Below are 13,964 nucleotides of genomic sequence, written 5' to 3' on the forward strand. Positions count from 1 at the left end.
CGGCTGCGCAAGGATGAGACGGGCACCCCGCCCCTTACCGTCGAAGGAGCCGCCGATGGCCACCGACCTCGCCGCGCCACTCGCCGCGCCCGACGTCACGCCGATCCAGCGGCGTACCCTGCGGCTGCTCTTCGTCACCCAGATCGTCGGCGGGATCGGGGTGACGGTCGGCGTCGCCGTCGGGGCGCTGCTCGCCGCGGACATCGCCGGCACCGCCGTGGCCGGGCTGGTGAGCAGCGCCGCCGTGGTGGGCGGGGCCCTGCTCGCGGTGCCGGTCACCCGGATCATGAACGGCCACGGCCGGCGGCCCGGCCTGGTCGTGGCCTATCTCGCCGGCGCGGCCGGCGGCGCCCTGGTGGTGTTCGCCGCCGTCACCCGCTGGGTCCCGCTGCTCTTCCTCGGCATGCTCCTCTTCGGCGGCGGCAGCGCGGCCAACCTCCAGGCCCGCTACGCCGCGGTCGACCTGGCCGAGCCGGCGCGGCGGGGCCGCCAGCTCGCCCTGATCGTCTGGGCCACCACCATCGGCGCGGTCGCCGCGCCGAACTTCGCCGCGTTCGCGGACCGCACCACCAGCGGCTGGGGGCTGCCGAAGCTGGCCGGTCCGTTCGCGTTCAGCGCCGTCGCGCTGGCGCTGGCCGCCGGCGTGATCCTGGCGCTGCTGCGGCCCGACCCGCTGCTGACCGCGCGCCGGCTGGCGGCGGTCGCCGTCCCGCCGGTCACCCCGGGGCCGGAGGCCGTCGTCCCGGCCGCCCCGTCGCCGGACGCCGTTTCCGCCGTCACCCCGCCGCCGGACGCCGTCGTCGCGCCGGCACCGACCGGCCGGCGCGGCGTGGGCATGCGGGCCGCCTGGTCGGTCGTACGCGCGCGCCCGGCCGCCCGGCTCGGCATCGCCGCGGTGGCGGTCGGGCACCTGGTCATGGTCGCGGTGATGGTGATGACCCCGGTGCGCCTGCACGAGTGGCACGCCGACGCCGACGTGCTGCGGGTGGTCGGTCTCGTGCTGAGTCTGCACATCGCCGGCATGTACGCCCTCGCCCCGGTGGCCGGCTGGCTCACGGACCGGCTCGGCCGCCGGGCGGTGATCCTCGGCGGCGTCGGGCTGCTGCTCGTGGCGTGCGCGGTCGCCGGCACCGCCGGGCACCACACGGCCCGGCTCTCGATCGGGCTGTTCCTGCTCGGCCTGGGCTGGTCGGGGACCATGGTGGCCGGCTCCACCCTGCTGTCGGAGTCGGTGCCGGTGGGGATCCGGCCGAGCGTCCAGGGGCTCTCCGACCTGACCATGGGACTGGCCGGCGCCGCCGCCGGGGCGGTCAGCGGGTTTGTCATGGAGGTGGCGGGCTATCCGGTGCTCGCTCTGCTCGCGGCGGTCGCGGCGGTGCCCCTGGTGGCGCTAGCGTTGCGTCCGGTGCCGGCGGGCGCACCGGACGAGGAGGATTGATCACGTGCGGCTGACCGACTTCTGGTCGCGGTTGGAGGAGGCGTTCGGCCCCGCCTACGCGGCCAGCATCGCCCGCGACCAGGTGCTCTCCCAGCTCGGCGGCCGGACCGTCGAGCAGGCGCTGGCATCGGGTGAGCAGGCGCACGTCGTGTGGCGGGCGGTCTGCGCCGCCTATCCCGACCGGGTGCCCGCGCGACTACGCTGAGCAGCCATTTCGTCGCTTCCGCGTGTCGCTTGCCGACTCGTACACCTGTTCGGCTATTGTCCACAGCGGGGTGCTCGTCCACAGCTCACGGCCCGTCGGCTGGTTTCTGTCGGACCCAGCGCCTAGCGTGTCCGCGTGACGCGAAGCTCAGGAAAGACGCCGGCGAAGGCAGGGGTGGCAACGATGGCAGCAGGGCCTGACCGGGAGAAGGCACTCGACCTTGCTCTCGCTCAGATCGACAAGCAGTTCGGCAAGGGCTCGGTGATGCGGCTCGGGGAGCGGCCGGTCATCCAGACCGCGGTCATCCCCACCGGGTCGATCGCCCTCGACGTGGCGCTCGGCGTGGGCGGCCTGCCCCGCGGCCGGGTCGTCGAGATCTACGGTCCGGAGTCCAGCGGTAAGACCACCGTCGCGCTGCACGCCGTGGCCAACGCCCAGCGGGCCGGCGGCATCGCCGCCTTCGTCGACGCCGAGCACGCGCTCGACCCGGAATACGCGAAGGCCCTCGGCGTCGACACCGACGCCCTGCTGGTCTCCCAGCCCGACACCGGTGAGCAGGCGCTGGAGATCGCGGACATGCTGGTCCGCTCCGGCGCGCTCGACATCATCGTGATCGACTCGGTGGCCGCGCTGGTGCCGCGCGCCGAGATCGAGGGCGAGATGGGCGACAGCCACGTGGGTCTGCAGGCCCGGCTGATGAGCCAGGCGCTGCGGAAGATCACCGGTGTGCTCAACAACACCGGCACCACCGCGATCTTCATCAACCAGCTCCGCGAGAAGATCGGCGTGATGTTCGGCAGCCCCGAGACCACCACGGGCGGCCGGGCGCTGAAGTTCTACGCCTCGGTCCGGCTCGACGTGCGCCGCATCGAGAGCCTCAAGGACGGCACCGACGTGGTCGGTAACCGCACCCGGGTCAAGGTCGTGAAGAACAAGGTCGCCGCGCCGTTCAAGCAGGCCGAGTTCGACATCATGTACGGCAAGGGCATCTCCCGCGAGGGCTCGCTGATCGACGTCGGCGTCGAGCAGGCGATCATCCGCAAGTCCGGCGCCTGGTACACCTACGACGGCGACCAGCTGGGCCAGGGCAAGGAGAAGGCCCGCGAGTTCCTCCGGGAGAACCCGGACGTGGCCGCCGAGATCGAGAAGAAGATCCTGGAGAAGCTCGGCGTCGGGGTCGGCGCGGGCGACGCCGCCGGTGGCCCGGAGCTGCCGCCGGTCGACTTCTGACCGGTCGCTGACCCGTGGCAGGACGACGCGCCCGCACGGGGCGGGGCTGGGATGCCAGTCCGCCCCGCGCGGGCGACGGCACGACGACGCCCCGACCCCGGCGGGGTCGCCGTGGCCCCCGTGCCGAGGAGATCGACCCCGAGGTGCCCCCCGCCGCGCCGCGCGACGAGTCGGAGGTGGCGCGGGAGATCTGCCTGCGCCAGCTCGCCGTCCGGCCGCGTACCCGGGCCGAGCTGGCCGGGGCACTGGCGAAGCGGGGGATCTCCGAGGAGGTCTCCGCGGCGGTGCTCGACCGCTACGACGAGGTCGGCATCATCGACGACGCCGCCTTCGCGCGGGCCTGGGTGTCCAGCCGGCACGCCGGCCGGGGTCTGGCCCGCCGGGCGCTCGCCAACGAGCTGCGTCAGCGCGGTGTCGACGGCGAGGTCGCCAGCGAGGCCCTCGGCGAGCTGGACGAGGAGACCGAGGCCGAGACCGCCCGCGCCCTGGTGGAGCGGAAGCTGCGGTCCGCCCGCGGCGAGCCGGATGCGGTCTTCCGGCGGCTGGTGGCGATGCTGGCCCGCAAGGGCTACCCGCCCGGCGTGGCGATCCGGGCGGTGAAGGACGCGCTCGCCGCGCAGAGCGCCGAGGCGGCCGAGTTCGCCGAGCAGATCGACGCCGACGCGCTCGCCGACGCCGAGGGCGAGCTCGACCGCGACAGCCGGTCAGTCGACTGAGCGCAGCCGACGGCGAGCCACATGCCGGGGGCCAGACCGACGCGGCCGGAGGCCGGTCGCGGGATGGCGCTACCGCTGCCTGGGCGACGGGACGCGCACGGCGGCCATGCCCGCAGCCGTGGCCGCCGCGACGCCCAGGTCGGTGTCCTCGAAGACCAGGCAGGACTCCGGTGGGACGCCGAGGAGCCGGGCGGCGAGCAGGAACCCCTCCGGGTCGGGCTTGGCCCTGGCGTAGTCGCCCGCGCAAACCAGCGCGTCGAACTTCCCGGTGAGGCCAAGGGCGTCCAGGGAGGCCGTGACCGACTCCCGGGTGCTGCCGGAGACCACGGCGAAGGGAACCCGCCCGTGGGCGTCCTCGATGTGCCGCAGGACGCCGGGCACGGCGGTGAGTCTCGGCAGGGATTCCTGATACAGCGTCTCCTGACGGGCGGCGACCGCCTCGACCGGCATGGCCAGGCCGTGGCGCTCGTTGAGTTCGACGATGATGTCGGCTACCGGGCGCCCGCCCCAGGCGTAGAAGAGGTCCTCCGAGAAGGTGCAGCCCCACTCCTTGAGCGCCTCGACCCAGGCGAGGTGGTGCAGCGGCATCGAGTCGGCGATGGTGCCGTCGCAGTCGAAGAGGTAGGCCCGGAACTCGCCGGGCGGCAGGGGGAGCAGCACCCGGATAGGTTAGGCGGCTGCGTGGCGGGCCGTACGGCTGGGCGGGCCGGCCGGCGGACCTCCCGCCAACTCGCCTCGTTTGTCCTCCGGTGTCCGGGCTGGCGTGGGCGTTGCGTAACGCGACAACTTCGCTCCGTTCGGGGGGTTTGATCATGAGTTCTTGACCAGACGGCCCCGGGAGACCTAGCCTCGCCATACAGGCTCACATTGCCCGACCAGCGCAGGCTAAGCGCACAACATAGATCGCGTAACGGAACAGCATCACTTTGGCCGACTCGTCGGCCACTGGCGGCAGCTTCGGACAGGCCGGTCCGGGGCTGGCGCGACAACTGCACCCGGCCGCCGGCGATGCCCCGCGTGGGCACCGCCGACGGAACCTACCCACGGCCAGTCGCTCCGGTCGGGCGTCCACAGCCGCAGGGTGCGTGCCCACCGGCACCGTCGCTGCGGTCCCGACGTTCAGGGGAGGCGGCCATGGCGAGGCGGCGCAGGTCCACCGGGGTGCCGACATGAGCGGGCCGAACGTCGGGCCGGGCCCGCACCGATCGCGGGCCGACCAGGGTGTGGCCGTCCACGTGACGGCCATGCGGAACGGGGCGCCGGCATGAGCGGCTTCGACGTCGTGATCCTCGCGGTGGTGCTGGTCCTGACCGTGGTCGTGCTCGGGGCGGTGCTGCTGGGCGTACGGACGCTGCGCCGGCTCGGCGCGGCGCCGGCGCCCGAGGATCCCGCCTTCATCGCGGAGAAGGACCGGCAGGAACAGTCCCTGGCCGCGCTGCGCAGCGCCGCCGACGAGGCCAACAGCACGATCGACGTGGCGAAGTCCGCCGCCGCGGCGGCCCGGGCCGAGGCGGCTGCCGCGAAGGCCGAGGCGAAGGCGGCCCGCGCCGAGGCGCGCCGGGTGCTCGACGACGCCCGGGCGGAGGCCGACACCATCCTGGAGCGGGCCCACAAGCAGGCGGAGGCGGACGCGGAGCAGCTACGGACCACAGCCCGGCGCAGCGGGGAACGCGAGGTCGCGGTGCTCGCCGCCACCACCCGGGAACAGGCCGCCGAGGTGGAGCGGCGGGCGGCCCGGATGGACGAGCGCGAGCGGCTGCACACCGAGGAGGTGGAGCGGCTCGCCGAGCGGGAGCGCCAGCTCACGGCCGCCAGCGCGGCCCTGGCCGCCCGCGGCGCCGCGCTCGACCAGCGGGAGGCGGAACTGGCCGAGGCGGAGGAGCAGCGGCGCCGGGAGCTGGAGCGGGTCGCCGGGCTCACCGCCGACACGGCCCGGGCGGAGCTGATCGAGGCGATCGAGGGCCAGGCCAAGCGGGAGGCCGCGCTGCTGGTCCGGGACATCGAATCCGACGCGCGCAACACCGCCGAGCAGCGTGCCCGGCACATCGTCGTCGACGCGATCCAGCGGGTCGCCAGTGAGCAGACCGCGGAGAGCGTGGTCAGCGTCCTGCACCTGCCCGGCGACGAGATGAAGGGACGGATCATCGGCCGGGAGGGCCGCAACATCCGCGCCTTCGAGTCGGTCACCGGCGTCAACCTGATCATCGACGACACCCCCGAGGCGGTGCTGCTCTCCTGCTTCGACCCGGTGCGCCGGGAGGTCGGCCGGCTCACCCTGGAGAAGCTGGTCCTGGACGGGCGGATCCATCCGCACCGGATCGAGGAGGTCTACGACCTGGCCCGGCACGAGGTGGAGGAGCTGTGTCAGCGGGCCGCCGAGGACGCCCTGGTCGAGGTCGGCATCACCGAGATCCACCCGGAGCTGGTCACCCTGCTCGGCCGGCTGCGCTACCGGACGTCGTACGGGCAGAACGTGCTCAAGCACCTGGTGGAGACCGCGCACATCGCCGGCATCATGGCGGCCGAGCTGCGGCTCGACGTGCCGACCATCAAGCGCTCGGCGTTCCTGCACGACATCGGCAAGGCGCTCACCCACGAGGTGGAGGGCAGCCACGCCATCATCGGCGCGGATCTCGCCCGCAAGTACGGCGAGAGCGAGGACGTCGTCCACGCCATCGAGGCGCACCACAACGAGGTGCCGCCGCAGACCATCGAGGCCGTCCTCACCCAGGCGTCCGACGCCTGCTCGGGCGGGCGGCCCGGGGCACGGCGGGAGAGCCTGGAGGCGTACGTCAAGCGGCTGGAGCGGATCGAGGAGATCGCGGCCGGCAAGCTCGGCGTGGAGAAGGTCTTCGCCATGCAGGCCGGCCGGGAGATCCGGGTGATGGTCAAGCCGGACGACGTGGACGACATCGGCGCCGCCGTGCTGGCCCGGGACGTGGCGAAGCAGATCGAGGAGGAGCTGACGTACCCGGGTCAGATCCGGGTGACCGTGGTCCGCGAGTCCCGGGTCACCGAGATCGCGCGCTGACGTCGCGGCGGGCACCGTCACCGAGACCGCCCGCTGACGGCGCAACACGAAGGGCCGGCCCGATCATCGGGCCGGCCCTTCGTTGCGTCAGGGGTCAGACGCCCTGGCTCTCCGCCTGCGCGGTGAGCGCCGCCGGGGGCGGGTTCTGGGCCGGGGTGCCGGCGGTCTTGCGGCCCCGGGAGAGCCGGTGCTGGACGTACTGGGCCAGCTTCGACAGCGAGTAGTTCACCAGGATGAACATCACCGCGATCACGACGTAGACCTGGATCGGGTTGTCCAGCACGCCGATGAGCTGCTTGCCGATGTTCAGGGTCTCCTCGTAGCTGATGATGAAGCCCAGCGAGGTGTCCTTGAGCACCACGACGAGCTGGCTGATCAGCGCCGGCAGCATGATCCGGAAGGCCTGCGGCAGCAGGATCATCCGGGTGGTCTGCATCGGGGAGAGGCCGATCGCGGCCGCCGCCTCGGCCTGCCCGCCGGGCAGGCCCTCCATGCCGGAGCGGAGGATCTCGGCGATGACCACCGAGTTGTAGATGGTCAGGCCGATGACCAGGTACCACAGCGTCTCGAACGTGACGCCGAACTCGGGGAAGCCGCGAGCCACGAAGAAGATCGTGATGACCACGGGCAGGCCCCGGAACACCTCGACGCAGACCCGGGTGACCGCCGACAGCAGCACGCTCAGCCCGCGCAGCAGGTAGGCCAGCGGCGCGGCGAAGCCGGTGAACCGGCGGCGGGTCAGGCTCTTGAGCTGGATCCGCAGCACCGCGAGCAGGGTGCCGACCACCAGCGAGGCGACGATCGCCAGGGCGGCGGCGGTCAGCGTGTTCTTGAGGCCGAGGCCGATCCGCTCCCACACCTGCGAGAAGTTCTCGTTGGAGGGGTCGAGCAGCGGCCCCCAGAGCTCCATCGAGAACTGGCCCTTGGCGTCCAGCGGCTTGTAGATCAGGAAGTACGCGCCCGCGAGCAGCAGCACCGTCGCCACCAGGCTGCTGACGAGGGTGATCCGGCGCTGCCGGGGGCCGGGGACGTCGTAGAGGACGGTCTGCTGGCTCATCGGGCCACCGCCTGCCGCTTCTCGATCCGGTCGAGGAGCGCGCCGAGGGGGACGGTCATGATCAGGTATCCGATCGAGATGCCGATGGCGACGGGGACGAAGGCGTAGCCCTCGGCCGAGGTGAGCTGGTCGGCGGTCTGCGAGAGGTCGCCGACCACGCCGAAGAAGCCGATCAGGGCCGAGTTCTTGATCATCGCGATGATCACCGAACCGAGGGGCACCACCGAGGCCTTCCAGGACTGCGGCAGCACCACGTACCGCAGGTTCTGGCCGAAGGTGAGGCCGAGTGACCGGGCGGCCTCCGCCTGGCCGGCGGGGACCGCGTTCACGCCGGACCGCAGCGCCTCGCAGACGAACGCGGCGGTGTAGAGCACCAGCGCGATCAGCGCGAAGCGGAAGTACGGCAGATCCGTGTCGAGCCGGCTGAACACCGCGTCCAGGCCGGGGATGCGCAGGAAGTCCGCGTTGGAGCCGAGCGCCGGCAGGCCGAACGCGGCGAAGAACATCACCACGGTCAGCGGCATGTTCCGGAAGATGTTGACGTACGCGGTGCCGACCGCCCGCAGCGGCGGCACCGGGGAGATCCGCAGTACCGCCACGATGGCGCCCAGGATCAGGGCACCGATCGCGGCGAGTACGCAGATCTGGAGGGTGAGCCAGAAACCACCCGCGAAGACGTCGAACTTGTCGATGAGCACACTCACGGGTCGGTCTTCCTCCCCACCCTCCAGATCGAAGGAATTAGATCAGTAGCGGTCGACGGTCGGGGCGGAGCCCAGCTGGGCGCCGAACTTGCCGGCGGTGCCGTCCCAGGCCTTCTGCCAGCTGCCGTCGGCGAACGCCTTCTCCAGCGTGTCGTTGATGAAGTTGCGGAAGTCGGTGTCCTCCTTCTTCACCCCGATGCCGTACGGCTCCTTGGTGAAGTTGTCGCCGGCCAGCTTGAAGGACGCCTCGTCCTTGGCGATGTAGCCGAGCAGGATCACGTTGTCCGTGGTGACGGCGTCGACCTGGCCGCCCTTGAGGGCGTCGCGGCACTTGTCGTAGGTGTCGAAGAGCACCAGCTGGGTGGCGACGTCCTTGACGTGCTTCTTGATCTCCTCGGCCGGGGTGGAGCCGGTGACCGAGCAGACCTTCTTGGCGCCGTCCTTGAAGGAGTCCGGCCCGGTGATCGTGGCGTCGTCCTTCTTCACCATGATGTTCTGGCCGGCCTCGTAGTACGGCCCGGCGAACGCGATGCGCTCCTTGCGCTTGGGGTTGATCGTGTAGGTCGCGGCGACCAGGTCGACCGTGCCGTTCACGATGACGTCCTCGCGGACCTTCGAGGGGGCCTCGACCCACTCGATCTTGTCCTCGGGGATGCCGAGCTCCTTGACGATGATCTTCGCGACCTCGACGTCGAAGCCCTCCGGCTTGCCCGACAGGCCCTTCTGGCCGAAGCCGGGCTGGTCGAACTTCGTGCCGATCTTGATGGACTGGGCCTTGTTCAGGCGCTCCATCGTGCTGCCGGCGGCGAAGGACTTGCTGCCGGCGCCGGTGCCCTCCTCGGCGTCGTCGCCACCGCAGGCGGTCATGCCGAGCGCCAGGGTGGCGGCCGCGGCGAGCGCCGCTACGCGCGTGATACGCATACTCATCTCCTTCTTCGACGGAACCGCCGGGGGACGGCGCGCTCCAGGTACGGACGCCTAGTGCGTGAGGATCTTGGAGAGGAAGTCCTTGGCCCGCTCGCTGCGCGGGTTGGCGAAGAACTCGGCGGGCGGGGCGTCCTCGACCAGCTGCCCGTCGGCCATGAAGATGACGCGGTTCGCCGCGTGCCGGGCGAAGCCCATCTCGTGGGTGACCACGACCATCGTCATGCCTTCGCGGGCCAGCGACGTCATCACGTCCAGCACCTCGCCGACCATCTCCGGGTCGAGCGCGCTGGTCGGCTCGTCGAAGAGCATCGCCTTGGGCTGCATGGCCAGCGCCCGCGCGATCGCGGCGCGCTGCTGCTGGCCGCCGGAGAGCTGGGCGGGGAACTTGTCGGCCTGGTTGGCGATGCCGACCCGGTCCAGCAGGGCCAGGCCGCGCTCGCGCGCCGCCGCCGGCTTCTCCTTGCGGACCTTGACCGGCCCGAGGGTGACGTTCTCGAGGATCGTCTTGTGCGCGAAGAGGTTGAACGACTGGAACACCATGCCGACCTCGCTGCGCAGCTTCGCCAGCGCCTTGCCCTCGGCCGGCAGGGGCTGCCCGTCGAAGGTGATCGTGCCGGAGGTGATCGGCTCGAGTCGGTTGATGGTGCGGCAGAGCGTCGACTTGCCGGAGCCGGACGGCCCGATGACCACGACCACCTCGCCGCGCCCGACCGACAGCGAGACGTCGTCCAGCACGTGCAGCGGCCCGAACCACTTGTTGACCGATTCCAGCACGATGAGCGGTTCGCCCGTCGCCACGTCGTCCACCGTCCCTGTCGTCGCGCACGCGGGGTCCGTTGACCCCCGGTTGGGCAACTGTAGGCGGGGGGATGTGGCGGAACGCAAGTCAGTTGGTCACGGAGCGGTAACACCATTTCCGCTCGGGCCCGGGAGTCGGATTTTGACTCCGAAACCGGTCCTCCCGGTGGTGGCGTCGGGACGTGTGGAAGATCATGTGGGGATGACGGAACGGGTGCGGCTGACCGAGTACGCCCGCGGCGGCGGTTGCGCCTGCAAGATCCCGCCGGGCGAGCTGGAGGCGATGGTCGCCGGCCTCGGCCCGGCCACCGGCGCCGCGGACCTGCTCGTCGGCCTCGACCACGGCGACGACGCCGCGGTGGTCCGGCTCGACGAACGGACCGGCCTGGTCACCACCGCCGACTTCTTCACCCCCGTCGTCGACGACGCGTACGACTGGGGGCGGATCGCCGCGACCAACGCGCTCTCCGACGTGTACGCGATGGGTGGCACCCCGCTCGTCGCGCTCAACCTGCTCTGCTGGCCGCGCGACGTGCTGCCGCTGGAGCTGGCCCGGGAGGTGCTGCGCGGCGGGCAGGACGTGGCCCGGGACGCGGGATGCCACCTCGCCGGCGGGCACAGCGTCGACGACGAGGGCCCCAAGTACGGGCTGGCCGTCACCGGGGTGGTCCGGCCCGAGGAGCTGATCACCCTGGACGCGGGCCGGGCGGGGCTGCCGCTGTCGCTGACCAAGCCGCTGGGCGTCGGGGTGCTCAACACCAGGCACAAGGCCACCGGCGAGAGCTTCCCCGAGGCGGTCGCCGCCATGACCACCCTCAACCGGGACGCCGCGCGGGCCGCGGTGGCGGCCGGTGTGCGCTGCGGCACCGACGTGACCGGCTTCGGTCTGCTCGGGCACGCGTCCAAGCTGGCCCGGGCGAGCCGGCTGACGGTGGCGATCGACGCGGCCCGGGTGCCCTACCTGGCCGGCGCCCGGGAGGCGGTGCGCGACGGGTACGTCAGCGGCGGCAGCCGCCGCAACCTGGAGTGGGTCGCCGGGTGGACGGACTTCGGCGGGATCGGCGAGGACGAACGGCTGCTGCTGGCCGACGCGCAGACGTCGGGCGGCCTGCTGGTCGCCGGCGAACTGCCGGGCGCCACCGTGGTCGGCGAGCTGCTGCCCCCCGGCGAGCACCGGGTCGTCGTGCGCTGACCGACCCGGTCGAAACGGGCGCGCTACGGAGCGGGGAAGTTCCGGGCGGGGCACCGTACCCGATAAACTGTCACCTTTCCGCCACTCGGAGCAACGACGCCCGAGGAAATTTTGCCCGGAATGGTCACAGACCGGTAACTTGCCCCCGGCTGAGGTCATATGCCCCCCACCATCGTCAGTAAGGCCCGATCCGGAGGCCGGTGGGACGAGCACAGCGAGGAGGCGGCATGACCGAGCTGTGGAACTGGAGAATCGACCAGGTGCGGCCGGTGGAGGTCTACCCGGCACTGGCCGAGGCACTCGGCCGGGTGGTGATGCCCCTGGCGGCGGCCGACCCGGCCCGGCTGCCGGCGCACGCGGTGATCTGCGACGTCTGGCAGGCGCCGGGGGAGTTCGCCACCATCGTTGACTGCTACGGCGTGCCCGACGGGCTCCCCGAGCACGCCAGCATCGCCGCGCTGGCGCGGCTGCTGGACCGCAACTGCCTGCTGCGCGACGACACCCTCGACGCCGGCCGGCACCTGCTCGTGGCCCCCGACGGCACGATCCGGCCGGTGCACTTCGACGTCCGCGAGACCGACGACGGCGAGGTGCTCGGCAACCAACGGCTCTGCACCGAGGCCGATCCCCGCTGCCGCGGCTGGTCGCAGTGCCACCGCTCACGCTGGGCCCCCGACTCGGTGCTGCCAGCGCTCGCCGCCGCCTGAGGCCCGCCGTGCCAGCACGCGGGGCCTTCCCGCGTCGGCCCGGCGGGCGGCGAGGTCAGCTCGCCGGGCGGGCGGAGCGGCCGCCGCGTACCTCCAACTCGCCCAGCAGGGTCGCGGTGGCCGCGGCGACCGCGGCGACCGCCGCGTCGAAGGCCGCGGCGTTGTGCGCGGCGGGCCTGCGGAAGCCCGAGATCTTCCGGACGTACTGCAGGGCGGCGGCCTCGACGTCGGCCGGGCTCACCTCGGCGACGTACGGCTCACGAAGGGTCTTGATGCTCCGGCACACGGCTCCTCCTCGTTCGGTTCGGGATTCTCGCCCGGATACGCTGTCCGGGTCATGACTACCGCAGCGGCGAGCAGCCCGCGCACCTACCAGGTGCGCACGTACGGCTGCCAGATGAACGTGCACGACTCCGAGCGCATCTCCGGGCTGCTGGAGCAGGCGGGCTACGTGCGCGCCGCCGAGGCCGACGACAACCCGGACGTGGTGGTGTTCAACACCTGCGCGGTCCGGGAGAACGCCGACAACCGGCTCTACGGCAACCTCGGTCACCTGCGCCCCGTCAAGGACAGGCACCCGGGGATGCAGATCGCCGTCGGCGGCTGCCTCGCCCAGAAGGACCGCGGCGAGATCGTCCGCAAGGCGCCCTGGGTGGACGTGGTCTTCGGCACGCACAACATCGGGTCGCTGCCGGTGCTGCTGGAGCGGGCCCGGCACAACGCCGCCGCCGAGGTGGAGATCCTCGAGTCCCTCGACGTCTTCCCCTCGACGCTGCCCACCCGGCGCGAGTCCACGTACGCCGGCTGGGTGTCGATCTCCGTCGGCTGCAACAACACCTGCACGTTCTGCATCGTGCCCTCCCTGCGCGGCAAGGAGAAGGACCGCCGCCCCGGCGACATCCTCTCCGAGGTGCGCGCCCTGGTCGACGAGGGCGTGCTGGAGGTGACCCTGCTCGGGCAGAACGTCAACTCCTACGGCGTGGAGTTCGGCGACCGGCTCGCCTTCGGCAAGCTGTTGCGCGCCTGTGGCGACGTCGACGGCCTGGAGCGGGTCCGGTTCACCAGCCCGCACCCGAAGGACTTCACCGACGACGTGATCGCCGCGATGGCCGAGACGCCGAACGTCTGCCACTCGCTGCACATGCCGCTGCAGTCCGGCTCGGACGACGTGCTGCGCGCCATGCGCCGCTCGTACCGGGCCGACCGCTACCTCGGCATCATCGAGAAGGTCCGGGCGGCGATGCCGGACGCGGCGATCACCACGGACATCATCGTCGGATTCCCCGGCGAGACCGACGCCGACTTCGAGCGCACCCTCGACGTGGTCCGCGAGGCCCGGTTCTCCTCCGCGTTCACCTTCCAGTACTCGAAGCGCCCCGGCACCCCCGCCGCCACCATGGAGGGTCAGCTCCCCAAGCAGGTCGTCCAGGAGCGCTACGAGCGGCTGATCGCCTGCGTGGAGGAGATCACGTGGGCGGAGAACAAGCGGCTCGTGGGGGAGACCGTCGAGGTGCTGGTCGCCGTCGGCGAGGGGCGCAAGGACGAGCGCACCGGCCGGATGTCCGGCCGCGCACGTGACGGCCGCCTCGTCCACTTCGACGCGGGTTCCCTCGCCGGGCAGATCCGCCCCGGCGACATCGTGCACACCACCGTCACGTACGCGGCCCCGCACCACCTCAACGCCGACGGTGAGCCCCTGTCGCACCGGCGCACCCGGGCCGGCGACGCGGCCGAGGCGGGGCGCTCCCCGCGTACGCCCGGGGTGCTGCTCGGGCTGCCCACGATCGGCGCGCCGGCCGCGGCGCCCGCGCCGACGACGGGCTGCGCCGCCCACTGACCCCACGACGGGCCGGCCGATCCCACCGTCGCCGGCGGCGGCCCGGACACGCGAAAGCCCCCGGTCCGCGCGGCACGGGGGCTGTGGCCGGGGGGAGCAGACCCGGCCGGCGCGGCGAGGGG

The 13,964-nt window shown here is 72.3% G+C and carries 14 protein-coding genes; 8 read left to right on the plus strand and 6 right to left on the minus strand.

Annotation, left to right across the window (positions count from 1 at the left end; all coding sequences use genetic code 11):
• The first annotated feature begins 55 nt into the window (after positions 1-55).
• The 4 genes from ABT006_RS10850 (at position 56) to ABT006_RS10865 (ending at position 3,589) form a co-directional block, all read left to right on the plus strand.
• Complete coding sequence (locus tag ABT006_RS10850) at positions 56-1,438, plus strand: MFS transporter (RefSeq protein WP_350705091.1); 1,383 nt, start codon at positions 56-58, stop codon at positions 1,436-1,438.
• Positions 1,439-1,442: 4 nt separating this feature from the next.
• Positions 1,443-1,643 carry a DUF3046 domain-containing protein gene (locus ABT006_RS10855; protein WP_350705093.1) on the plus strand — a complete coding sequence of 67 codons (201 nt, stop codon included), beginning with the start codon at positions 1,443-1,445 and terminating at the stop codon, positions 1,641-1,643.
• 183 nt (positions 1,644-1,826) lie between these two features.
• A complete protein-coding gene (gene recA / locus ABT006_RS10860; RefSeq protein ID WP_088995380.1) occupies positions 1,827-2,873 on the plus strand; it encodes a recombinase RecA in 1,047 nt (348 codons plus the stop codon).
• 14 nt (positions 2,874-2,887) lie between these two features.
• Positions 2,888-3,589 carry a regulatory protein RecX gene (locus ABT006_RS10865; RefSeq protein ID WP_350705095.1) on the plus strand — a complete coding sequence of 234 codons (702 nt, stop codon included), beginning with the start codon at positions 2,888-2,890 and terminating at the stop codon, positions 3,587-3,589.
• A 69-nt stretch (positions 3,590-3,658) separates the two neighbouring features.
• Here ABT006_RS10865 and ABT006_RS10870 read toward each other — a convergent pair whose 3' ends face one another.
• Positions 3,659-4,249: an HAD family hydrolase gene (locus tag ABT006_RS10870; protein ID WP_350705097.1), complete on the minus strand. Its 591-nt coding sequence runs from the start codon at positions 4,247-4,249 to the stop codon at positions 3,659-3,661.
• 604 nt (positions 4,250-4,853) lie between these two features.
• On the opposite strand from ABT006_RS10870, the gene rny reads away from it, so the two are divergent.
• Positions 4,854-6,620, plus strand: coding sequence for a ribonuclease Y (gene rny / locus ABT006_RS10875; protein WP_350705098.1), 1,767 nt, complete (start codon positions 4,854-4,856; stop codon positions 6,618-6,620).
• A gap of 94 nt (positions 6,621-6,714) precedes the next feature.
• On the opposite strand, the gene ABT006_RS10880 is transcribed toward rny, so the two are convergent.
• The 4 genes from ABT006_RS10880 to ABT006_RS10895 are packed head-to-tail and all read right to left on the minus strand — an operon-like array spanning position 6,715 to position 10,115.
• Entirely contained in the window at positions 6,715-7,677 is a 963-nt protein-coding gene (locus tag ABT006_RS10880; RefSeq protein ID WP_350705100.1) for an amino acid ABC transporter permease, read from the minus strand.
• Positions 7,674-8,381, minus strand: a complete 708-nt coding sequence (locus ABT006_RS10885; RefSeq protein WP_350682830.1) for an amino acid ABC transporter permease — start codon at positions 8,379-8,381, stop codon at positions 7,674-7,676. The genes ABT006_RS10880 and ABT006_RS10885 overlap by 4 nt, the downstream gene beginning before the upstream one ends.
• A gap of 42 nt (positions 8,382-8,423) precedes the next feature.
• Entirely contained in the window at positions 8,424-9,302 is an 879-nt protein-coding gene (locus tag ABT006_RS10890; RefSeq protein WP_350705102.1) for a glutamate ABC transporter substrate-binding protein, read from the minus strand.
• A gap of 57 nt (positions 9,303-9,359) precedes the next feature.
• Positions 9,360-10,115 (minus strand): amino acid ABC transporter ATP-binding protein, encoded by a 756-nt coding sequence (locus tag ABT006_RS10895; RefSeq protein WP_350705104.1) that lies wholly within the window; start codon positions 10,113-10,115, stop codon positions 9,360-9,362.
• A 187-nt stretch (positions 10,116-10,302) separates the two neighbouring features.
• Between ABT006_RS10895 and selD the strand changes: the two genes are divergently transcribed.
• The gene (gene selD / locus ABT006_RS10900; RefSeq protein WP_466021624.1) at positions 10,303-11,298 is read left to right on the plus strand and encodes a selenide, water dikinase SelD; all 996 of its coding nucleotides are present in this window, start codon (positions 10,303-10,305) and stop codon (positions 11,296-11,298) included.
• A gap of 227 nt (positions 11,299-11,525) precedes the next feature.
• Complete coding sequence (locus ABT006_RS10905; RefSeq protein WP_350705108.1) at positions 11,526-12,005, plus strand: hypothetical protein; 480 nt, start codon at positions 11,526-11,528, stop codon at positions 12,003-12,005.
• Between the two features lie 55 nt (positions 12,006-12,060).
• On the opposite strand, the gene ABT006_RS10910 is transcribed toward ABT006_RS10905, so the two are convergent.
• Complete coding sequence (locus ABT006_RS10910; protein ID WP_350705110.1) at positions 12,061-12,291, minus strand: DUF2277 family protein; 231 nt, start codon at positions 12,289-12,291, stop codon at positions 12,061-12,063.
• A gap of 51 nt (positions 12,292-12,342) precedes the next feature.
• Here ABT006_RS10910 and miaB point away from each other — a divergent pair, with 51 nt between their 5' ends.
• Positions 12,343-13,842: a tRNA (N6-isopentenyl adenosine(37)-C2)-methylthiotransferase MiaB gene (gene miaB / locus ABT006_RS10915; RefSeq protein ID WP_350705111.1), complete on the plus strand. Its 1,500-nt coding sequence runs from the start codon at positions 12,343-12,345 to the stop codon at positions 13,840-13,842.
• The last annotated feature ends 122 nt before the right edge of the window (positions 13,843-13,964 follow it).

The organism is Micromonospora sp. NPDC002717, from assembly GCF_040295705.1.
In the GTDB taxonomy this organism is placed as follows: Bacteria; Actinomycetota; Actinomycetes; order Mycobacteriales; family Micromonosporaceae; genus Micromonospora.

Excerpts from the sequence above, each read along its gene's own strand:
- ABT006_RS10850 (WP_350705091.1), top strand. The coding sequence starts at position 56 with ATGGCCACCGACCTCGCCGCGCCACTCGCCGCGCCCGACGTCACGCCG.
- recA (WP_088995380.1), top strand. The coding sequence starts at position 1,827 with ATGGCAGCAGGGCCTGACCGGGAGAAGGCACTCGACCTTGCTCTCGCT.
- rny (WP_350705098.1), top strand. The coding sequence starts at position 4,854 with ATGAGCGGCTTCGACGTCGTGATCCTCGCGGTGGTGCTGGTCCTGACC.
- ABT006_RS10880 (WP_350705100.1), bottom strand. The coding sequence starts at position 7,677 with ATGAGCCAGCAGACCGTCCTCTACGACGTCCCCGGCCCCCGGCAGCGC.
- ABT006_RS10890 (WP_350705102.1), bottom strand. The coding sequence starts at position 9,302 with ATGCGTATCACGCGCGTAGCGGCGCTCGCCGCGGCCGCCACCCTGGCG.
- ABT006_RS10905 (WP_350705108.1), top strand. The coding sequence starts at position 11,526 with ATGACCGAGCTGTGGAACTGGAGAATCGACCAGGTGCGGCCGGTGGAG.
- miaB (WP_350705111.1), top strand. The coding sequence starts at position 12,343 with ATGACTACCGCAGCGGCGAGCAGCCCGCGCACCTACCAGGTGCGCACG.